Below are 20,814 nucleotides of genomic sequence, written 5' to 3' on the forward strand. Positions count from 1 at the left end.
GTTCTAATAAGGTTTCCCGCCGGTAACAAAGCGGGAAAAATAGCCCGTGCCGTGGCGAATTTCCCACTTTCCTGCAAGTGGTTCGATTCAGTGCGAGGGTTGCGGGGAACGGGTTCGCGCGCGTCTGGTTAAGTGGTGCGCGGACCCGGTACACAGAGGTACCGGATAGCGTGGAGTCGCCTGAACATGACCTCGACTGGAGTCCCGTCCCGATCCGAGCTCGCCGGCCGGCACGACGCCGGCGCGACCCGCCCGGCCAGTCCCGAACAGGTTCGTGACCAATTGATCGAACGGGCCGCCGCCAACGCCCCCGAGCTCGCCGACCTGATCCGCCTGTACTACCGCCACGTCCCCGCCGAGGAAGTCAACGACGACGACCCGATGGACCTGGTGGGCGCGGTGCGCTCGAACTACGAGCTCGCCCAGACCCGGGTGCCGGGTCGTCCCGTGGTGCGGATTCTCAACCCGACCCGCGCGCAGGACGGCTGGACGTGCCCGGCCACGGTGGTGCAGGTGGTCACCGACGACATGCCGTACCTGGTCGACTCGGTGGCCTCCGAGCTGACCCGCGGCGGCGTGCAGGTGCAGCGCGTGGTGCACCCGATCGTCGTGGTGCGCCGGGACCTGGTGACGGGCGAGCTCCAGGAGGTCCTGCCGAAAGCGGACCCGGCCGACCCGCCGGTCGACGCGATGGCCGAGTCGTGGATGTACATCGAGGTCGACCTGCTCACCGACCCGGACCGGGCGCGTGAGCTGGAAACCAAGCTGTACACCGTGCTCAACGACGTCCGCGAGGTCGTCGAGGACACCAACAAGATGACCAGCACGGCCCTCGGCCTGGCCGAACAGCTGGAATCCGACCCGCCGCCGCTGCCGCAGCACGAAGTCCAGGACGGCGCGAACCTGCTCCGCTGGCTGGCCAACGACCACTTCACCTTCCTCGGCTACCGCCAGTACGAGCTGGTCCGCGACAACCCGGCCACGGACGGCGAACCGGCCCTCAGGGCAGTCCTGGCCAGTGGCCTGGGTGTGCTCAGACAGGACAGCCTCGCGGCGCGCAGCCTGACCGCGGGCCCGGACGCGGGCGCGCAGGCACTGTCACCCGAACTCCTGGTCCTGACGCAGGCCAGCGCGCAGTCCAGCGTCCACCGGTCGGTCTACCCGTATTACGTCGGCGTGAAGACTTTCGACGCCGACGGCAACGTGACCGGCGAGCACCGGTTCCTCGGCGTCTTCTCCACCACGGCCCTGCACGAGGACGTGCTGGACATCCCGGCCATCGAACGCCGGGTCCGCGACGCCATCCACCGCGCCGGTTTCCCGCTGCACTCGTACTCGGGTCAGCGGATGCTGGAGGTGATCCAGAACTACCCGCGCACCGAGTTGTTCTCGGTGGACACGGACACGCTCTACCAGACCGTCACTGGCGTGATCGCGCTGGCCGAACGCCGCCGGCTGCGGCTGTTCCTGCGCCGCGACCCGTACGGCCGCTTCTACTCGTGCCTGGTCTACCTGCCGCGCGACCGCTACACCACCACGTCACGGCTGGCAATGCAGGAAGTGCTGATCGACCAGCTCGGCGGCGTGAACCTGGAGTACAGCGCCCGTGTCGGCGAGTCCGCGCTGGCCCGCGTGCACTTCACCGTGCACACCGACCCGACCCGCCAGACCGAGCCGGACACCGCCCACATCCAGCAGTTGCTGGCCGAGGCCGTCCGCTCCTGGGACGACCGCATGGTCGACGCGGTCCTGGAGGACCAGGGCACCGGTCTGGGCGCGGAATCGTCGTCCGAGCAGGGCCAGCGGATCGCCGCGGCGTTCCCGGAGGCCTACAAGGAGGACTTCACCGCGGCCGAGGGCCTGGCGGACTTCCGTCGCATCGAGGCGCTGCGGCCGGGTGATCTGGACCTGGTCTTCTACGCGCCGCGCGACGCCGAGCCCGGTGAGCGGCGGTTCAAGTTGTTCCTGGTCGGCGCCCGGCTGACGCTGTCCGACGTGCTGCCGATGTTGCAGCGCATGGGCGTGGTCGTGGTGGACGAGCGCCCGTACGAGCTGGTCCGTGACGACGGCGTCGACTGCTGGGTCTACGACTTCGGCCTTCGTATCGACCAGGGCACGCTCGACAAGCTGACCGACGAGGACGTGGAGTCGGTCCGCACCCGCTTCCAGGACGCGTTCGCCGCCGCGTGGCGCGGTGAGGCGGAGGTGGACGGCTTCAACACGCTCGTGCTCAAGGCGGGCGTCACGTGGCAGCAGGCCGCGATGCTGCGCGCCTACGCCAAGTACCTGCGCCAGGCGGGTACCCCGTACAGCCAGGACTACATCGAGGACGCCGTCCTCGCGCACACCGAAGTCGCCACGGCCCTGGTGCGGCTGTTCGAGACGCGGTTCGACCCGGCCCTCGACGAGGGGCGGCGCTCCGTCCGCAGCGAGCACCTGGTCGCCGAGATCACCGAGCTGATCGACAACGTGACCAGCCTCGACGCGGACCGCATCCTGCGCAGCCTGCTCACGTTGGTGCAGGCCACGCTGCGCACGAACTTCTTCGTGCGCGACGCCGACGGCAATCCCCGCCCGTACCTGGCGGTGAAGCTGAACCCGCGCGCGATCCCCGACCTGCCGCAGCCACGGCCGAGGTTCGAGATCTTCGTGTACTCGCCGCGCATCGAGGGCGTGCACCTGCGGTTCGGCCCGGTGGCGCGCGGCGGTCTGCGCTGGTCCGACCGGCGCGAGGACTTCCGCACCGAGGTGCTGGGCCTGGTCAAGGCGCAGGCGGTGAAGAACGCGGTGATCGTGCCGGTCGGCGCGAAGGGCGGCTTCGTGGTGAAGAAGCCACCGGCCCCGACCGGTGACCCGGGGCTGGACCGCGAGGCGTCCCTGGCCGAGGGCATCGCCTGCTACCGCCAGTTCATCTCCGGCCTGCTGGACCTGACCGACAACCTGAACTCCGGCACGGTCATCCCCGCGCCGCAGGTCGTCCGGCACGACGGCGACGACACGTACCTGGTGGTCGCGGCGGACAAGGGCACCGCGTCGTTCTCCGACATCGCCAACGAGGTGTCGAAGTCCTACGGCTTCTGGCTGGGTGACGCGTTCGCGTCCGGCGGTTCCGTCGGCTACGACCACAAGGCGATGGGCATCACCGCCAAGGGCGCGTGGGAGAGCGTGAAGCGGCACTTCCGCGAGTTGGGCACGGACACGCAGTCGGAGGAGTTCACCGTCGTCGGCGTCGGCGACATGTCCGGTGACGTGTTCGGCAACGGCATGCTGCTGTCCGAGCACATCCGGCTGGTGGCCGCGTTCGACCACCGGCACATCTTCATCGACCCGAACCCCGTCGCGGCCCCGTCCTACGCCGAGCGCAGGCGGCTGTTCGAGCTGCCCCGCTCGTCGTGGGACGACTACGACCACTCGCTGATCAGCGAGGGCGGCGGCGTGTGGCCGCGGACGGCGAAGTCGATCCCGGTCAGCCCGCAGGTCCGCACGGCCCTGGGTCTGCCCGAGGGCGTGGTGAAGCTGTCGCCGCAGGAGCTGATGAAGGCCGTCCTGCTGGCGCCGGTCGACCTGCTGTGGAACGGCGGCATCGGCACCTACGTCAAGGCGGGCACCGAGACGCACGCCGAGGTCGGCGACAAGGCCAACGACGCGATCCGGGTCAACGGCGCGGACCTGCGGGTGAAGGTCGTCGGCGAGGGCGGCAACCTGGGCCTGACCCAGCGCGGCCGGATCGAGTTCGCCCGCGTCGGCGGTCCCGGCGGCGGAGGCGGCAAGGTCAACACCGACGCGTTGGACAACTCGGCCGGTGTGGACTGCTCCGACCACGAGGTCAACATCAAGATCCTGCTCGACGAGCTGGTCCGCGACGGCAAGCTCGACCACGAGCAGCGCAACGAGCTGCTGGGCCAGATGACCGACGAGGTCGGCGAGCTGGTGCTGGCCGACAACTACTCGCAGAACTTCGTGCTCGGCGTCTCCCGCGCCCACGCTGATTCGATGCTGCCGGTGCACGCGCGTCTCGTCGCCGACCTCGAACAGCGCGGCGCGCTCGACCGGACTCTCGAAGCGCTGCCGAGCGTGTCGGAGTTCAAGGCGCTGGAGAAGGCCGGCGACGGCCTGACCTCGCCGGAACTCGCGACCCTGTTGGCCCACGTGAAGCTGGCGTTGAAGGAGGAGGTGCTGGCCAGCGACCTGCCGACGATGGACGTGCTGGCCCGCAGGCTGCCCGACTACTTCCCCAGCGAGCTGCGGGAACGGTTCGCCGACGCCATCGGCAGCCACCCGCTGTCCCGCGAGATCGTCACGACCGTGCTGGTCAACGAGGTCGTGGACGGCGGTGGGGTGTCGTACGCGTTCCGGTTGGCCGAGGAGATCAGCGCGTCGGCGACGGACGCGGTGCGCGCGTACACGGTGGTGACCGCGATCTACGACCTGCCGTCGATGTGGCGGGAGATCCGGGCGCTGGACACCGTCGTCGCGACGGACGTCCAGGACAACATGGTGCTGGAAACCCGCCGCCTGCTCGACCGCGCGTCGCGCTGGCTGCTCACCAACCGTCCGCAGCCGCTCGCGATCGGGTCCACGATCAGCCGGTTCGCCCCGGTGGTCGCCGTCCTCGCGCCGCGCACGATCGACATGCTCCAGGGTCACGAGCAGAAGACCGTGATGGAGGACGTCGAGCGGCTCGTGGGGCATGGGGTGCCGGTGGCGTTGGCGCGGCGGATCGCCGCCCTGCTGTTCACCTACGGGCTGCTGGACGTGACGGAGGTGGCCGAACTCGCCGAGCGCGAGGAGGGCGAGGGCGCGACCGGGCACGAGCGGACGCACGAGGAGACCGCAGAGCTGTACTTCGCGCTGTCCGAGCACCTGGACGTGGACCGGATGCTCAGCTCGGTGTCGGACCTGGAACGCATAAACCGCTGGCACGCGCTGGCGCGCTTGGCGTTGCGGGACGACTTCTACTCGTCGCTGCGCTCGATCACCATCGACGTGCTCCGGTCGGCCGACCCCGGCGACACCCCGGACGAGAAGATCGCCCAGTGGGAGCAGACCAACTCCTCCCGCCTGAGCCGAGCCCGCGCCGCCCTGGCCGAGATCAACCGCGTCACCAAACCCGACCTGGCCACCCTCTCCGTAGCCGCCCGCCAAGTCCGCAGCATGATCCGCTAACCCGAGAGTCGAACACTCAGATCGCGAGAGTCGAACCTTCAGGACCCTCGAGTTCAACGTTCAGGACGCACTCGACCCGTCCTGAACGTTGAACTCAGCCGACCTGGGCGTTCGACTCTCGCGCGTGTCCAACGTTCAGAACGCGCGTGTCCAACGTTGGGAACGCGCGTGTCCAACGTTGGGAACGCGCGTGTCCTACGTTCAGGACAGGCGAGTTGAACGTTCAGAACGCGTGAGGCACCTGCTCGGGAAGTTGTCCACAGGCGACGCTTGAACGCTGCGGATTGTCAGACCTTTGTGGCAGGGTAAAAGCAGGGGTCCCCTTGGCGGGGACCTCTGCGTAGCCCTTGCGGGGGCAAGTTTTGAGTGGCTAGGCGCGCCAGGTGTCGGACAATGTCACGGGGGACGTGGCGGTGCGGTTGGTGCCGGTCTCCCACGTCACCGCGCCGTTGGGTTCCTTCCGGATGTACTTGTACTGGAAGGAAGTTCCGGAGGGCAGCGACACCGATGCCCGCCAGGTCGGGTAGGTGGCCGATGACAACGCCACCGCAGCCGAAGGGTTCCACGCGCCTAGCGACGGGTGGTCGCCTACGACGAAGATGTTCTGCCCCAACGTGGTCGTGGCGTTCACCGCGAACGTCGCCGTGCCGGCGGGAGGCGGAGTGCCGACGCCCATCGCGCCGACGTGCAACGCCAGAGCCTCGCCGGCGCCCAACGTCGCGGTGAACTGACCGTTCGACCCCACGGTGTAAGCCACGCACCCGTCCTGCTGCACGTTGCAGTACGACCCTGCGGGCAGCGAGGTCTGGAACGTCCGCGTCAACGACGAAGACTCACGGTTGATCGCCACGAAACCCTTGCTACCCCGGCCGAACGCGATCGCGTCACCGCCGTTGTCCCACCAGTTCACCACCGACGTGCCGGCCACAGCGTTCCGGAACCCCACCATGGAAGAGATCTGCGTCCACCGGTGCTGGCACTTCCACCCGGACGTGTAGCACTCGGACCCCGTAGGCGGCCCGGCGTCGTGCGAAGAGAACTCGTACCCCGAGTACACGTTCGGCGCACCGTAAGGCCAAGCCAGCATGAACACGTTCGCCAACGTGTAAGTAGACCCGTCGCGGTACGTCAACGTGGACCCGTTGCGCTCGGTGTCCCAGTTGTCCACGAACGACCGCGCCTGGCCACCCGGCAGGTACCCCCACGACTGCCCGAACGTGCTCAGGTAAGCCAGGTTCTCGTTGTTGAAGATCCGCTTGATGTCATACGCGTACCGGAACTCGTCCACATCACCCGACCCGGTGTACTCACCCGGCTGCACGGCCTCATCGGACCCGTAGATCACCTCGTGCACCCAGAACACACCGGGATTGCTCAGCCGGGACTTGATCGCGGACAGGTCGGCCGCCGCCATGTGCTTGGCCGCGTCGATCCGGAACCCGTCCACCCCGAGCGAGATCAGGTGGTTCAGGTAGGTGGCGATCCTGCCGCGCACGTAGTCACTGCCGGTGTCGAGGTCCGACAGCCCGACCAACTCGCAGTTCTGCACGTCGTCACGGTTGCGGTAGTCGCTGACGTACGCCCGGCACGAGTGGAAGTCCCAGTCGCTGTAGACGCCGGGGTAGTTGTACTTCGCGTACGAAGAACCGCCGGTGCCGACCCCCGACCCGGCGCTCATGTGGTTGATCACCGCGTCCGCGATGACCTTCACGCCCGCCGCGTGGCAGGTGTCGACCATGTTCCGGAACGCGGCCTCGTCGCCGAGGCGTCCGGCGATGCGGTAGCTGACGGGCTGGTAGGAGGTCCACCACTGGGACCCCTGGATGTGTTCGGTGGCAGGGGACACCTCGACGAACCCGTACCCCTTGGGCCCCAGCACGTTCGTGCACTCGGCGGCTACCCGCGAGAAAGGCCACTGGAACAGGGTCGCGGTGACGTCCTTCGCGGACGGCGGCGCGGCAAGAGTTTGCGGGACCGGGACCACCAATAGGCTTAACAGCAGTACGGCTATCGCGCCCAAGGCGCGTCGGCTTGCGGAAACCACATTGTCTCCTCGACTGGCAGGGACGTGCCCTAGGTCATACCAGTCGCCAGACTTGCTGAAAACGCTTGCAAAGTATTCCATAGCGGACCGGTGCGGAACCGATCCGGAAGGACACCTCCCATGACGCAGGACTGGTGGCGCGAGGCCGTCATCTACCAGGTCTACGTGCGCAGCTTCGCCGACTCGAACGGCGACGGCGTCGGTGACCTGCCCGGCATCCGCTCCCGGTTGCCCTACCTCGCCGACCTCGGCGTCGACGCGGTGTGGATCACCCCGTTCTACGCGTCCCCGATGGCCGACGGCGGCTACGACGTCGCCGACTACCGCGCGATCGACCCCCTCTTCGGCACCCTCGACGACGCCAAAGCACTCGTCGACGAAGCGCACGACCGGGGCATCCGCGTGATCGTGGACCTGGTCCCGAACCACACCAGCGACCGGCACGAGTGGTTCCAGCAGGCCCTCAAGGCGGAAAAGGACTCACCGGAACGCGCCCGCTACCACTTCCGGGACGGCCGCGGCGACCGTGGTGATCTCCCGCCGAACGACTGGGAGTCCGTCTTCGGCGGCCCCGCCTGGACGAAAACCGAGACCGCCGACGGCCAGTGGTACCTGCACCTGTTCGCCCCCGAGCAGCCGGACCTGAACTGGGACCAGCCGGAGGTGCGCGGCGAGTTCCTGGACATCCTGCGCTTCTGGCTCGACCTCGGCGTGGACGGCTTCCGCATCGACGTGGCGCACGGCATGGTCAAGGCCGACGGCCTGCCGGACGTCGGCACCCCCGGCCACCTCAAGCTGCTCGGCACGCAGGCGCTGCCGTTCTTCGACCAGGACGGCGTGCACGAGATCTACCGCGACTGGCGCAAGGTGCTCGACTCGTACCCGGGCAGCCGGATCGGCGTGGCCGAGGCGTGGACGCGCAGCCCCGAGCGCACCGCCCGCTACCTGCGTTCCGACGAGCTGCACCAGGCGTTCAACTTCCACTACCTGACCGCCGAGTGGAACGCCGCCGACCTCAAGCAGGTCATCGACGACTCGCTGGCGGCGATGACGCCGGTGGCCGCGCCGACCACGTGGGTGCTGTCCAACCACGACGTGCAGCGGCACGTGACCCGGTACGGCAGCGTGGCACGGGCGCGCGCCGCCGCGTTGCTGATGCTGGCGCTCCCCGGCAGCGCGTACGTCTACCAGGGCGAGGAACTGGGCCTGCCCGAGGTCCTGGACCTCCCCGAGGACGTCCTCCAGGACCCCGTGTGGGAACGGTCCGGCCGCACCGATCGCGGCCGTGACGGCTGCCGCGTGCCGATCCCGTGGACGCCGGACGGTCCGTCGTTCGGCTTCGGTGACGGCGGCTCGTGGCTGCCGCAGCCCGCGGACTGGGCGGAGCTGAGCGTCGCAAAGCAGCAGGCCGACCCGAACTCGGTGCTGGAGTTGTACCGCAGCGCGCTGCGCGTGCGACGTGAGCAGCCGGACCTCGGCGCGGGCTCCGAAGTGGAGTGGTTGGACGTGCCCGAGCACGTGTTGTCCTTCCGCCGTGGCGCTTTCACGTGCGTGGTGAACTTCGGCCCGGACACCGCACGGCTGCCCGCCGACGGACGGGTGCTGCTGTCCTCGGGTGGCTACGCGACCGAGGACGCGGACGTCCTCGTGCCGGCGGACACGGCTGTGTGGTTGGCGCGCCCGTAGAGTCACCCGGTGTGACAGCGCGGCTCAGTGACATCGCGACCCAGGCCGGCGTGAGCGAGGCGACGGTCAGCCGGGTGGTCAACGGCAAGCCAGGCGTCTCCGCCACCACCCGCCAGGCCGTGGTCGCCGCGATGGACGTCCTCGGCTACGAGCGCCCGCCCAGGCTCCGACAGCGCAGCGCCGGGCTGATCGGGTTGATCACCCCCGAGTTGAACAACCCGATCTTCCCGGCGTTCGCGCAGGTCATCGAGCAGGTGCTGACCAGGGACGGCTACACGCCGGTGCTGTGCACGCAGACACCCGGCGGCTCCACCGAGGACCAGCTGACCGAGATGCTGGTCGACCGCGGCGTCACCGGGATCGTCTTCGTGTCCGGTCTGCACGCCGACACGACGGCCGACAAGGACCGGTACGTCAAGCTCGCCGGACGTGGTGTGCCGTTCGTGATGATCAACGGCTACACCGACCAGGTGTCGGCGCCGTTCGTGTCGGTGGACAACCGGGCGGCCGTCCGGCTCGCCGTCTCCCACCTCGTGGAACTCGGGCACGAGAAGATCGGGTTGGCCGTCGGCCCGCCGCGGTTCGTGCCCGCCCAACGCATGGTCGAGGGCTTCACGCTCGTCCGCCCGCAGGCCTCCGACCTGGTCGAACACTCGCTGTTCACGGTCGAGGGCGGCCAGGCCGCGGCCAACGCCCTGCTGGACCGCGGCTGCACGGCGATCGTGTGCGGCAGCGACCTGATGGCGTTCGGCGCGATCCGCGCGGCCCGCCACCGGGACCTCAACGTGCCGCGTGACGTCTCCGTGGTCGGCTTCGACGATTCGCCACTGATCGTGTTCGCCGATCCGCCGCTGACCACGATCCGCCAGCCCGTCGAGGCGATGGGCCAGGCCGCCGTGCACGCGTTGCTGGAGGAGATCGGCGGCACGCTGAGGAGTTCTTTTTCGGGCGCACACGCCGAGTTCGTGTTCCAGCCGGAGTTGGTGGTGCGCGGTTCGACGGGCGCCCGGCCCAGATGACCGTGCTCGCGCAACGGATGCGGGCGCAACGGCTCTCGCACCCGGCAAGAGACGTGACGGACCTGTTCAGCTCCGTTTTCGCTCTGCAAGCCCAGGACGTGTTCGCCGCACGGCTCGCGGCGCGCGCCCGAGGCGTGCGGTCCCTCGACGGTCCTCTAGTGCGTACGTGGGCGATGCGCGGCACCCTCCACCTGTTCCACGAGGACGACCTGTGGGTCGTCAACCTCCTGGGCCCGATCTTTATCGCAGCCGGACGACGTCGCCGCGCACAGCTCGGCCTCACCGATGAGCTGTGCGAACGCGCGCTACCCGCGCTCCGCGAAGTCCTGAAAAAGCCGCTCGAACGCGCCGACATCGTCAGCCGCCTCGCCGAAGTCGGCATCGCCCTGGACCCGAAATCACAGGCCCCGGCGCACCTGCTGGCGTTCGCCGCGCACTCCGGCGTGCTGTGCCGGGGGCTCGACGACACCTACCGGCTCCTGCACATCGACTGCGAACCCCGAGACGTGGACGAGCTGTGGCGGCGCTACCGGCGTGCCTACGGCCCCGCGACCCCGGACGACTTCGCCGCCTGGAGCGGCCTGCCCAAACGGCAGCTGAAGAACCTCACCGAGGTGACCGACGAACCGGCCGAGCCGAACGGCACCGTCCGCATGCTCGGCCACTTCGATCCCTACCTGCTCGGGTACCGCGACCGTTCCGCCGCGCTCGCCCCCGAGCACGCCGATCTCGTCCAGACCGGCGGCGGTTTCCTCACGCCGCACGTCGTGGTGGACGGCCGGGTGGTCGCGGTCTGGCACCGGGACGGCGATCAGATCGCCGTTCACCCGTTCGGCGCACGCCCCGACCTCGCTGACGAGGTCGCTGACCTGGGCCGATTCTTTGAGGTGGATGCGCGCTTAACCTGGGTGTAGCACGTGGATAGGGTCATCGCCACGCATCGACAGCAGGAGGCGCGTTCAAGTTGGGTGTGTTCGTCACGGGTGTGCGACCTCGCTGGTCGGACATGGACGCCTACGGCCATGTCAACCACGCCAACACGGTGACGTTGCTGGAAGAGGCGCGCATCGACCTGCTCTTCACCGAGGCCGCCCGCCACGGTGTGCCGGACATGGCCAAAGGTGTAGTGGTGGCCCGGCTGGTGGTGGACTACCTCGCGCCGCTGGTGTTCACCGGCGACGAGATCGTGGTGGAGATGTCCGTGCGGGAGCTGAAGTCGGCGTCGTTCACGCTCGACTACACGATCCGCGGAAGCCGCCAGGAGGGCAGCGCTGTCGTCACGACCGCGGAAACCCTTATGGTGCCGTACAACCTGACGGCCGGACGTCCGCGCCGTCTCCTCGAAGCCGAGCGCGACTTCCTCGCGGGCTGGCGTGCCGGAGGTAATGGTGCCTGAATTGGTGCTCGCGGATCCCGCCGAGCGGGACGATCTCGGCGCGTTCGTCGCCCGTGCCGTGCGCCTGGACGCGCAGGCGGTGGTCCGGCTGCGCAACCGCCAGGCCGGCGGCCTGCTGGACGCGTGGGTGGCGACCCCGTTCGACACCCTGGCCACCCGCACCGTCGCCGGGCAGGTGACCCCGGGTGACACGACCGTGTCGGCGACCGACCTGCTCACCGGCCTGGCCGTGGTGCGGGCGGAGGTCGTGGACCCCGGTCCGGCGCGGGACATGATGTGGCGTTCGGCGCTGCCGCCGTCGGTGGGCTGGCTGCCGGTGGACCGGCTGCCCGGCAGCGTGGTGTCGGAGCTGGCGGAGAAGGGCGTGGAGGTGGCGCGGGAGAACGCCGGCCCGCGCGGCACGCCGCCCGCGTCGCTGCTGGACCAGACGGTGATCACGGTGAGCGGTTCCGGGTTGGACGTGAAGGTGCCGATGCGGTGCCTGTTCGCGTTGTCCGGCATGGGTTTCCTGGGCGGTGACGATGTGCGCATCACCGCCACCGATTCGTGGCTGCGCATCGACGCCCGGTTCGGCGCGGTGGTCCGCCGCCGTCACTCCATGCTGCCGCTGCTGGTCTGACCCCTCACCTGATCAGGTGCTCTTCTCGGATCAGCCGGCTACGCTGGTTTTTCGAGCAGGGGGGCACGGTTGGAGTTCAGGGTGTTGGGGCCGGTGGAGGCCCGCGTCGAGGGCAGAACGGTGTCGGTCGGGGGGCCGAAGCCGAAGACGTTGCTGGCGTTGCTGGCGATCCACGCGGGCCGCGTCGTGTCGCTGGAGCAGTTGATCGACGCCGTGTGGGGCGAGCAACCGCCCGACCAGTCGCGCTCGTCCATCTACACCTACGTGTCGTCGCTGCGCCGCGCGCTGGGTGACGTGCTGGCCCGCTCCGGCGGCGGGTACGTGCTGGCGGCCGAGCTGGACCAGGTGGACCTGCACGTGTTCACCGCCGAGGTGGGCGAGGGCCGCCGCGCGTTGGCCGAAGGCGATCTGGAGGAGGCCGCCGCTCGCTTCGCCGCCGCCTCGGACGCGTGGCGCGGCGCCCCGTTGGGCGGTGCGCAGGGCGCGTGGGCCGAAGGTGAGCGCTCCCGGCTCGAAGAGTTGCGCCTCGGCGCGCTGGAGGACCGCTTCGACGCCGACCTGGCCATCGGTCGCGGCGAGTTGTTGATCTCCGAGCTGAGTGCGGCCGTGGCGGACAACCCGTTGCGCGAACGGCTGCGCAGCCAGCTCATGCTCGCCCTGCACCAGGCGGGTAGGCAGGCCGACGCGTTGGCGTGCTACCAGGAGGGCAGACGGGTTCTGCTCGACGAGTTGGGCCTGGAACCCGGCCCGGCGCTGCGGTCCACGCACGACCGCGTCCTGCGCGGCGAGCCGGAGGCGCCCGCCGCCGAGACGCCCGGGTCCACACAGACACCGAGCCAGCTGCCCTTCGACATCGCCGACTTCACCGGCCGGGTGGACGAGCAGGAACGCCTGGTCGCCCGCCTCACCACCGCCACCGGCGCGGTGCGGGTGTGCGCGATCTCCGGTCAGCCGGGCGCGGGCAAGTCGACGCTGGCGGCGCACGTCGCGCACGTCGTCCGCGAGCACTTCACCGACGGCCAGCTGTACGCGAACCTGCGCGGCGTCCAGGCCGTGCCCGCCGACACGGCCGAGGTGCTGGCGGGTTTCCTGCGCGCCCTGGGCGTGGCGGACACCGGGATCCCGGCCGAACTGGACGAGCGGGCCCAGCTCTACCGCACCCTGGTGGCCGACCGCCGGGTGCTGATCGTGCTGGACGACGCCCACGACGAACGCCAGATCCGATCGCTCCTGCCCGGCGGGGCGACCTGTGCGGTGCTGGTGACCAGCCGGGAGCGGCTGGGCGCCTTGAGCGGCGCGGCCCAGCTGCACCTGCGCGTCCTGAACGACGAGGAAGCGGTGGAGCTGCTCGACCGCGTGGTGGGCGACGACCGGGTGTCCGCCGAACCGGAGACCGCCCAGGAGATCGTCCGGTTGTGCGGTCACCTGCCGCTGGCGCTGCGGATCGCCGGCGCCCGCCTGGCCGCCCGCCCGCGGTGGCGGCTGGCCCGCCTCGCCGAACGCCTCGGTGTGCAGCGCCGGGTGTTGCAGGAGCTGACGCTGGGCGACCTCGAAGTGCGCGGCAGCCTCGCCCTGAGCTACGACGGCCTGGCCGAGCGCGAGCGCACCGCGCTGCGACGGCTGGGTCTGCTCGACGTCTCCACGTTCGGTGGTTGGCTGATCGCGCCCCTGCTCGACTGCTCCGCGCAGGAGGCCGAGGAGGTGGTGGAACGCCTCGTCGACTCGCAGCTGCTCGACGTGGCCGCCACCGATGACGCCGCCGCCCTGCGCTACCGGATGCACGACCTGACCAGGGTGTTCGCTCGGGAACGCGGTGAGGCCGAGGAGCCGGCGGCCGAGGTGAACGCGGCCTGCACCCGTGCCGCCGCGTCCTGGCTGTCCCTGGTGGAGTTGGCGGGCAGCCACATGCCGCACGCCACGTTCGACGGCACCCCGGTCGCGCTGGACCCGCGGTACTTCGACCGCGGGGCGGCGGACGAGATCGTCGCCGACCCGGAGGCGTGGTTCGACGCCGAGCAGTCGGGCCTGGTGAGCGTGGTGGAGCGGATCAGCGAGCTGGACCTGGCCGACGTCGCCACCCGGCTCGCCGCCGTGCTGTGCTCGTCGCGGTTCTCCGTGCGCAACCTGTTCGGCCAGTGGTGGCGGACGCACTCGGCGGCGCTGGCGGCGGCTCGGCGTGCGGGGGACCGGGCGGGCGAGGCCCGGCTGCTCTCCGGCCTGGGGTGGTTGCGCTACGAGCAGGACCGCTTCGACGAGGCCGCGTCGTACTACGAGCAGGCCTTGGCGGCGTACCGGGAGGGTGGCGACGCCCGGGGTGAGGCCTCGACCCGCTTGGCCCTGAGCACCGTCCTGCGTGAGCACGGCGAACTCGTCAAAGCCCGGGAACTGCTCGACCTGGCGCTGCCGGTGCTGCGCGAGTTGGACGAGAAGCACCTGGTGGCACAGGCACTGCACGGCTTGGGACGGGTGCTGACCGAGCAGGGCGAACTGGCGGAGGCCCTGGCGGCGTGCGAGCGGACGTTGGGCGCCTACCAGGCGGTCGGCGACCGGCGCGGTGAGGCGATCGCCCTGCGCTCGGTCGGCATCGTCCACCGGGCTGCCGAACGCTGGGACGAGGCCGCCGACTTCTCCGCTCGTGCGGTGCGGGTCCTGCGCGCCCTCGGTGATCGCCTGATGTCCGCCTACGCCACGCAGGCGCTGGCCAAGGTCCGCATCCGGCAGGGCCGGGGCGACGCGGTGCGCAGCGAACTGCTCGAATGCCTGAGCACGTGCAACGAGATGCAGGACGGCTTCGGCCAGGCGCTGGTGCTGCGCACCCTCGGCGAGTTGGAGCTGACCGCCGGCCGCCCGGACGTGGCCCGCCGCTACCTCGAACGCTCCCTGCACTGGTGGGAGGCGTTGGCACTGCCGGTGTGGCGGGCCCGGACGCTGCGGGACCTGGCCACCACCTTCGCCGCGCTCGGCGAGCCGGACGCCGCGGAGGCGTCCTGGCAGGAGGCTCTGGTGATCTTCCGCGCCCACGGCAGCCGTGAGGCCGTCGAGCCGCGTCGGGACACGCGTGGCGTGCCGCACGCGGACGCCATCGCCTGATCAGCTCTTCGAAAAGGGCCGGGGACACGACGTCCCCGGCCCTTTTCCGTGCTCCCGCACCGGCCTGAAGAACACCTCAAAGCCCGCTTTGAGGTTTCTCCGAGGTCTCGGCGACAGGGTTGTCCCAACACCGGGTCAGCAACCCCAAGGAGCCGAAGTGAAGGTCCTCACCAGCAAGTACGCCACCAGGGCGGTCACCACCTCCGTAGTGGCGGGTCTCCTCACCGCCGGTCTCACGGCCGGTCTCGCGAACCAGGCGAGCGCCGCCGAGCTTCCCGCCGGCGGGAGCCGCGTCGCCGTCCTGGACGCCAGCGGCAACCTGCACGTCAAGGCGGGCACGCTCGGGGCGGACTGGGAGATGAACGTCGCGACCGGCGTCGGCAAGGTCGAGGTAGCCGGTGATCGGATAGGCGTGCTGGGTGCCGACGGCGTGCTGTGGGTGAAGGAGGGCGGCCTCAAGGCGAGCTGGGACAACCAGGGCGGCGGCGTCAAGGACTTCCGCCTCGCCGGCAACCGCATCGGCATCGTCCGGACCGACGGCACCGCGGCCGTGAAGGACGGCGGCCTCGACGCGGGCTGGGCGGAGCAGACCTACGACGTGCGGGAGCTGGAGCTCACGCCGACCCGGATCGGTGTCCTCGGCAACGACGGCTCGGTCAGCGTCAAGGAGGGCCTCCTCAACGCCGGTTGGGTGCCTCAGGGCTCCGGCGTGCGGGACCTGGAGCTGTCAGGCGACCGGATCGGGATCCTGCGCACCGACGGCACGGCCGCGGTGAAGGAGTCGAACCTCTGGGGCGACTGGGTCGAGCAGACCGGCGGGGTCACCGACCTGGAGCTGTCCGGCAGCCGCGTCGGCGTCGTGCTCACCAACGGCCTGGCCACGGTCAAGGAAGGCAACCTCCACGCGGACTGGGTGCCCCAGGTCGGTGAGGTGCGGGACATCGAGATCTCCGGTGACCGCATCGGCGTCGTGCTCACCAACGGCACGGCCACGGTCAAGGAGGGCACCCTCTGGGCCGACTGGGTCCCGCAGACCGGCGGCGTCCAGCAGTTGCGCCTCGCCACCGCCGGGCCCGGCTCCACCAGCGGCCACGTCACGATCAACGACATCACCGCGATCTACGGGTCCGTGTACGCCACGGACACCGTCGCCGCGGGACTGCCGAGCCTGAACCAGGTGATGGCCGAGAAGGGCATCACCACCCCCACCCGCAAGGCCGCGTTCGTGGCCACGCTCAAGCACGAGAGCGGCTTCCGCTACAACGCCGGCGAGGCGGGCAGCACCCACAAGTACCGCGGTCGCGGCTTCATCCAGTTGACCGCTGACTACAACTACCAGGCCGCGGGCACCAGCCTCGGCCACGACTTCCTGAACAACCCGTCCGACGCCGCGTCGCTCGCGTGGAGCGCCAAGATCGCCGGCTGGTACTGGACCGTCGCCCGCAACATCAACGCCTCCGCCGACGCCTACGACATGGGCGGCGTCGGTCGGGCCATCGGCTACTCGCCCGCGCTCGACCCGACCGAGTCGAACAGCCGCTGCACCTCGTACAAGCGCGCGCTCGCCCACTTCAACGGCGGCAGCCTGCCCGTCGCCGAGAGCTCCATCAAGTGCAACCGCTGAACCCCTGACCACCGCTGAGCACACCGAACCACCGCAATCCGAGAGGAACACGAAGATGTCCATCAAGACGACCGTCCGCCGCACCGTGACCGCCGCACTCGCCACCGCCGTGCTGGCCCCCGTGCTGGCCCTGGCTTCGATCGGCTCCGCCGTCGCCGACGGCCGAACAGACATCCGTGACCTGGCCAGAGCGAACATCAACCACAAGACGTGCGACATGAACAGCCTCGGTGTCAGGGGTTACATGGGTAGCTGCGAGGCGGCCCACGCGTGGTGCGCCGACTTCGCCCGCTGGGTGTGGCGGAACGCGGGGTTCAGCATCGACCGCCTCAACGCCGGCGCCGGCAGCTTCTACCTCTACGGCCAGAACAACGGCACCCTGCACATCGACCCGGGTTACGTCCCGCAGATCGGTGACGCGGTGGTGTTCGGCTACGTGGGCAACTCCTCGGCCGAGCACGTCGCGCTGGTCGACACCGTCAACGGCACCTCGATGACCACGATCAACGGCAACTTCGGTGGCACGCCCTTGACCTCCTCGGTCCGCTACGCCACCGGTGGCGCCAGGGTCGGCCAGTACGTGGGCAGCCAGAGGATCTCCGCCTTCGTCAGCCCGGCCGGTGCCGGCGATTCCGCCCGGGCCCTGACCAAGCGGATCGGCGTGCTGACCGAGGGCAAGGTGTTGGGCAAGCAGGGCGACCTCGATGCCGGCTGGGCGAATCCGATCCACGGCGGCGGCGTCGTCAAGTCGAAGTTCGACGGTGACATGGTCGGCGTCCTGGACAGCGCCGGCGTGCTGTGGGTCAAGCAGGGGGTCTACGAGCAGGACTGGTTCCGCCAGACGGAGAACGTGAAGGACTTCGCGCTGGAGTCGGCCACCGGCCGGGTCGGCGTGGTGTTCAACGACGGCAGCGCCACCGTGAAGGAAGGCGGCCCCCAAGGTCACTGGGTTCCGCAGGGCACCGGCGTCGCCGAGCTGACCATGTCGGGCGACTGGATCGGCGCGGTGACCACCGAGGGCAAGGCGTTGGTCAAGCAGGGTGGCCTGAAGGCGGACTGGACGGACCAGACCGCCGGCGTGAAGCGCCTGGAGATCGACGCGAAGGCCGGCCGGATCGGCGTGCTGACCGTCGACGGCAGGGTCGTGGTCAAGGACGGCGGCCTGAACGGCACCGACTGGGTCGAGCAGGCGCCGAACGTGGTCGACTTCGAGCTGTCGGGCACCTGGATCGGCGTGGTGCAGTCCGGCGGCACGGCGTCGGTCAAGGAAGGCGCACTGCGGGCGGAGTGGGGCAGCAGGCTCGACGGCATCAAGGACGTCGAGATCGACGCGGCGATCGGCCGGCTCGGCTTCCTGCGCACCGACAACACCCTCGTCGCGAAGGACGGCGGTATCTACGGCACCCAGTGGCGCGAGGTGACGCCCGGGGTGACCAGCTTCCAGGTCACCAGCTACTGAACCTGGCGGTAACCGAACCTGACAGATCCGCGGTGGGCCCCCGACCGAGCGTCGGGGGCCCACCCGTGGTTGCCGGAGGTGCCCCTTGCCGTTCGAGATCACCCGGACCGAGGTCCTGCTCCGGGCCGCCAGCTGGGTGGACGTGCCGTACAGCCAGACCGCGTTCCACACCAACCGCCACGGCACCTACCGCACGGACTGCTCCGGGTTCGTGTCGATGGCGTTCGGGTTGCCCGACGTGCCGCGCGGCGGGTTGAACACCGTGGACCTGATCGCGGTGAGCACCCCGATCGGCAAGGACGAGCTGCTACCCGCCGACGTGCTGATCGACCCGACCGGAGACCGCACCACCCGGCACGTGGTGCTGTTCGAGAGGTGGGCCGACGCGGAGCGCACCCACTACCTGGGCCGCGAGCAGTGCGGCAGCCTGGGCACGGTGCGCCGCACGCTGGTCTACCCGTACGGAAGCGGGCAGGCCGGGTATCGACCGTATCGGCTCAACCACGTCCGTGACCTCGACCACGTGTTGGTCGGCACCACTGAGCAGGACTTTTAGATTTTCTTGAGGCGCCACTACGACGATAACCGCCCGCGAGGGCAGTGGTGGTCGGAGGCGCGGTCGAGGGGTCCGCGCCTCCCCACACGGCTAGACCAGCCAGACGGCCGTGTCCGGTGGCAGCTGGTTCCCGGCCATCGGGCCGCTGGCCAGCAGCACCTCGCCGGGCGGCAGCGGGACCGGACCACCGGAGGTGTTCAGCGCGCAGATCAGACCGCCGCCCTTGCGGCGGAACGCGAAGCACCCGGCCGGTGCGCCGTACCACTCCAGCTCGTCACCGTTGAACGCGCCGTGCGATTTCCGCAGCTCCAGCGCGTGCCGGTAGAACGAGAGCATCGAGCGGGGGTCTTCCAGCTGCGACTCGACGGTCAGCCCGGCCCACTCGTTGGGCTGCGGCAGCCAGGTGGTCACGGCCTCCGAGAAACCGAACGGCGGCGTGTCGCCCTCCCACGGCAGCGGCACCCGGCACCCGTCCCGCCCGCGCTGGGTGTGCCCGGACCGCAGCCAGATCGGGTCCTGCAACGCCCACTCCGGCAGCTCCACGTCGGGGAGCCCCAGCTCCTCGCCGTTGTACAGGTAGACCACGCCGGGCAGCGCCAGTTCGACCAGCGTCATCGACCGGGCCCGCTGGGCGCCGAGCCCGCCGCCGCCGTACCGGGTCACGTGCCGCGTCACGTCGTGGTTGGACAGCGTCCAGGTGGGAGGCGTGTCCATGCCTCGGACGGCACCCAGCGAGTGCTCGATGGCCACCCGCACGCCGTCCGCGTCGAACGGCGCCTCGACCAGCCGGAAGTTGAACCCGAGGTGCAGCTCGTCGGGCCGCACGTACCGGGCGAACCGCTCGTCGTCCTTGACCCAGATCTCACCGACGGCCATCCGGCCGGGGTACTCGTCGATGACCTTGCGGATCATCCGGTGCACCTCGTGCACCCCGTCGTTGTCGAACCGGGGGTCCAGCGAGTTGTCGTGCATCACGCCGGACCCGAGCTCGGCCCGCGGGTCGAGGTTGGGCAGGCCGTAGGGCTTGGCCATCCCGTGGGCCACGTCGATGCGGAACCCGTCCACGCCGCGGTCCAGCCAGAACCGCAGCGTGCGCGCCAGGTCCGCCGCGACCTCGGGGTTGTCCCAGTTCAGGTCGGGCTGCTCGGGCGCGAACAGGTGCAGGTACCACTGCCCGTCCGGGACCCGGGTCCACGCCGAACCGCCGAACTGGCTGGGCCAGTTGTTCGGCGGCACGGACCCGTCGTACCCGCCGCCGTCGCGGAAGATGTACCGGTCCCGTTCGACCGAACCCGGCCCGGCGCGCAGCGCGGCCTGGAACCAGGCGTGCCGGTCGCTGGTGTGGTTCGGCACCAGGTCGATGGTGACGCGGAGGTTGTGCGCGTGCGCCTCGGCGATCAGCCGGTCGAACGCGGCCAGGTCCCCGAACAGCGGGTCCACGTCACGAGGGTCGGCCACGTCGTACCCGTGGTCGGCCATGGGCGAGCTGAAGAACGGTGTGAGCCAGAGGGCGTCCACACCGAGCAGTTCGAGGTAGCCGAGCCGGGAGCGGATGCCGTCGAGGTCGCCCACGCCGTCACCGTTCGCGTCGGCGAATGATCGGACGTAGACCTGGTAGAAGACGGCGTCACGCCACCAGGCGGAGTCGTCGGCGATCTCTGGCTGCAGGTCGGAGGATCGTCGCACGAGAGGTCATCCTGCCATTCGCGGCGGAGACCAAGTCCCCGTTCGGGTGATCAAGAATCACACCCACGCGTTCATCATGCTGTTCGCGGCCATCTCCAGGTACGCCCAGAGCTGCTCACGGTGCTCGGGAGCGAGATCAACCGAGTCGACTCCCACTTTGGCACAACGCAACCAGGCATCCCGCTCAATGGGACCGATCACGAACGGAGCGTGTCGCATCCGCAACCGAGGATGACCGCGGGTGTCGGAGTAGGTGTGCGGGCCGCCCCAGTACTGCATGAGGAACAGCCGGAACCGCTCCTCGGCGGGACCCAGGTCCTCTTCGGGGTACAGCGGACGCAGGACGGGATCGTTGGCCACTTCCTCGTAGAAGCGCGCGACGATCCGGTGGAACGTCTCGTACCCGCCCACTGCTTCGTAGAAGTTCTCCGGAGGAGTGGTCACCCCTCCATCCTGCCTCAGCCACCGA

The 20,814-nt window shown here is 69.8% G+C and carries 13 protein-coding genes; 10 read left to right on the plus strand and 3 right to left on the minus strand.

What is annotated here, in order from left to right; all coding sequences use genetic code 11:
* Positions 1-186 precede the first annotated feature (186 nt).
* Positions 187-5,166: an NAD-glutamate dehydrogenase gene (locus tag ALI22I_RS28045; protein WP_077008530.1), complete on the plus strand. Its 4,980-nt coding sequence runs from the start codon at positions 187-189 to the stop codon at positions 5,164-5,166.
* Between the two features lie 370 nt (positions 5,167-5,536).
* On the opposite strand, the gene ALI22I_RS28050 is transcribed toward ALI22I_RS28045, so the two are convergent.
* Complete coding sequence (locus ALI22I_RS28050) at positions 5,537-7,150, minus strand: carbohydrate-binding module family 20 domain-containing protein (RefSeq protein WP_238598608.1); 1,614 nt, start codon at positions 7,148-7,150, stop codon at positions 5,537-5,539.
* A gap of 180 nt (positions 7,151-7,330) precedes the next feature.
* Between ALI22I_RS28050 and ALI22I_RS28055 the strand changes: the two genes are divergently transcribed.
* The 9 genes from ALI22I_RS28055 to ALI22I_RS28095 all read left to right on the plus strand — a co-directional run bounded on the left by ALI22I_RS28055 (position 7,331) and on the right by ALI22I_RS28095 (position 18,659).
* Positions 7,331-8,896, plus strand: coding sequence for a glycoside hydrolase family 13 protein (locus tag ALI22I_RS28055; protein ID WP_077008532.1), 1,566 nt, complete (start codon positions 7,331-7,333; stop codon positions 8,894-8,896).
* Positions 8,897-8,907: 11 nt separating this feature from the next.
* Positions 8,908-9,915, plus strand: coding sequence for a LacI family DNA-binding transcriptional regulator (locus tag ALI22I_RS28060; RefSeq protein ID WP_083752063.1), 1,008 nt, complete (start codon positions 8,908-8,910; stop codon positions 9,913-9,915).
* Positions 9,912-10,829: a DNA glycosylase AlkZ-like family protein gene (locus ALI22I_RS28065; protein ID WP_077008534.1), complete on the plus strand. Its 918-nt coding sequence runs from the start codon at positions 9,912-9,914 to the stop codon at positions 10,827-10,829. Before ALI22I_RS28060 ends, ALI22I_RS28065 begins: the two co-directional genes overlap by 4 nt.
* Before the next feature lie 50 nt (positions 10,830-10,879).
* Entirely contained in the window at positions 10,880-11,311 is a 432-nt protein-coding gene (locus tag ALI22I_RS28070) for an acyl-CoA thioesterase (protein WP_077008535.1), read from the plus strand.
* Positions 11,304-11,930, plus strand: a complete 627-nt coding sequence (locus ALI22I_RS28075; protein ID WP_077008674.1) for a hypothetical protein — start codon at positions 11,304-11,306, stop codon at positions 11,928-11,930. The genes ALI22I_RS28070 and ALI22I_RS28075 overlap by 8 nt, the downstream gene beginning before the upstream one ends.
* A 69-nt stretch (positions 11,931-11,999) precedes the next feature.
* Entirely contained in the window at positions 12,000-15,020 is a 3,021-nt protein-coding gene (locus ALI22I_RS28080) for an AfsR/SARP family transcriptional regulator (RefSeq protein WP_077008536.1), read from the plus strand.
* A gap of 157 nt (positions 15,021-15,177) precedes the next feature.
* The gene (locus ALI22I_RS28085) at positions 15,178-16,644 is read left to right on the plus strand and encodes a glycoside hydrolase family 19 protein (protein ID WP_077008537.1); all 1,467 of its coding nucleotides are present in this window, start codon (positions 15,178-15,180) and stop codon (positions 16,642-16,644) included.
* Positions 16,645-16,699: 55 nt separating this feature from the next.
* On the plus strand, positions 16,700-18,103 hold the full coding sequence (locus ALI22I_RS28090) for a CHAP domain-containing protein (protein WP_077008538.1): 1,404 nt from the start codon (positions 16,700-16,702) through the stop codon (positions 18,101-18,103).
* An 85-nt stretch (positions 18,104-18,188) separates the two neighbouring features.
* Positions 18,189-18,659, plus strand: coding sequence for a C40 family peptidase (locus ALI22I_RS28095; protein WP_077008539.1), 471 nt, complete (start codon positions 18,189-18,191; stop codon positions 18,657-18,659).
* A gap of 90 nt (positions 18,660-18,749) precedes the next feature.
* On the opposite strand, the gene ALI22I_RS28100 is transcribed toward ALI22I_RS28095, so the two are convergent.
* Complete coding sequence (locus tag ALI22I_RS28100; protein WP_077008540.1) at positions 18,750-20,345, minus strand: glycoside hydrolase family 13 protein; 1,596 nt, start codon at positions 20,343-20,345, stop codon at positions 18,750-18,752.
* A gap of 57 nt (positions 20,346-20,402) precedes the next feature.
* Positions 20,403-20,789 (minus strand): globin, encoded by a 387-nt coding sequence (locus ALI22I_RS28105; protein ID WP_077008541.1) that lies wholly within the window; start codon positions 20,787-20,789, stop codon positions 20,403-20,405.
* Between the last annotated feature and the right edge of the window lie 25 nt (positions 20,790-20,814).

The organism is Saccharothrix sp. ALI-22-I (assembly GCF_001984175.1).
Classification (GTDB): domain Bacteria; phylum Actinomycetota; class Actinomycetes; order Mycobacteriales; family Pseudonocardiaceae; genus Actinosynnema.

What these genes read in the sequence shown, in the direction of transcription:
- ALI22I_RS28090 (WP_077008538.1), top strand. Translation starts at nt 16,700, where the DNA reads ATGTCCATCAAGACGACCGTCCGCCGCACCGTGACCGCCGCACTCGCC.
- ALI22I_RS28045 (WP_077008530.1), top strand. Translation starts at nt 187, where the DNA reads ATGACCTCGACTGGAGTCCCGTCCCGATCCGAGCTCGCCGGCCGGCAC.
- ALI22I_RS28055 (WP_077008532.1), top strand. Translation starts at nt 7,331, where the DNA reads ATGACGCAGGACTGGTGGCGCGAGGCCGTCATCTACCAGGTCTACGTG.
- ALI22I_RS28065 (WP_077008534.1), top strand. Translation starts at nt 9,912, where the DNA reads ATGACCGTGCTCGCGCAACGGATGCGGGCGCAACGGCTCTCGCACCCG.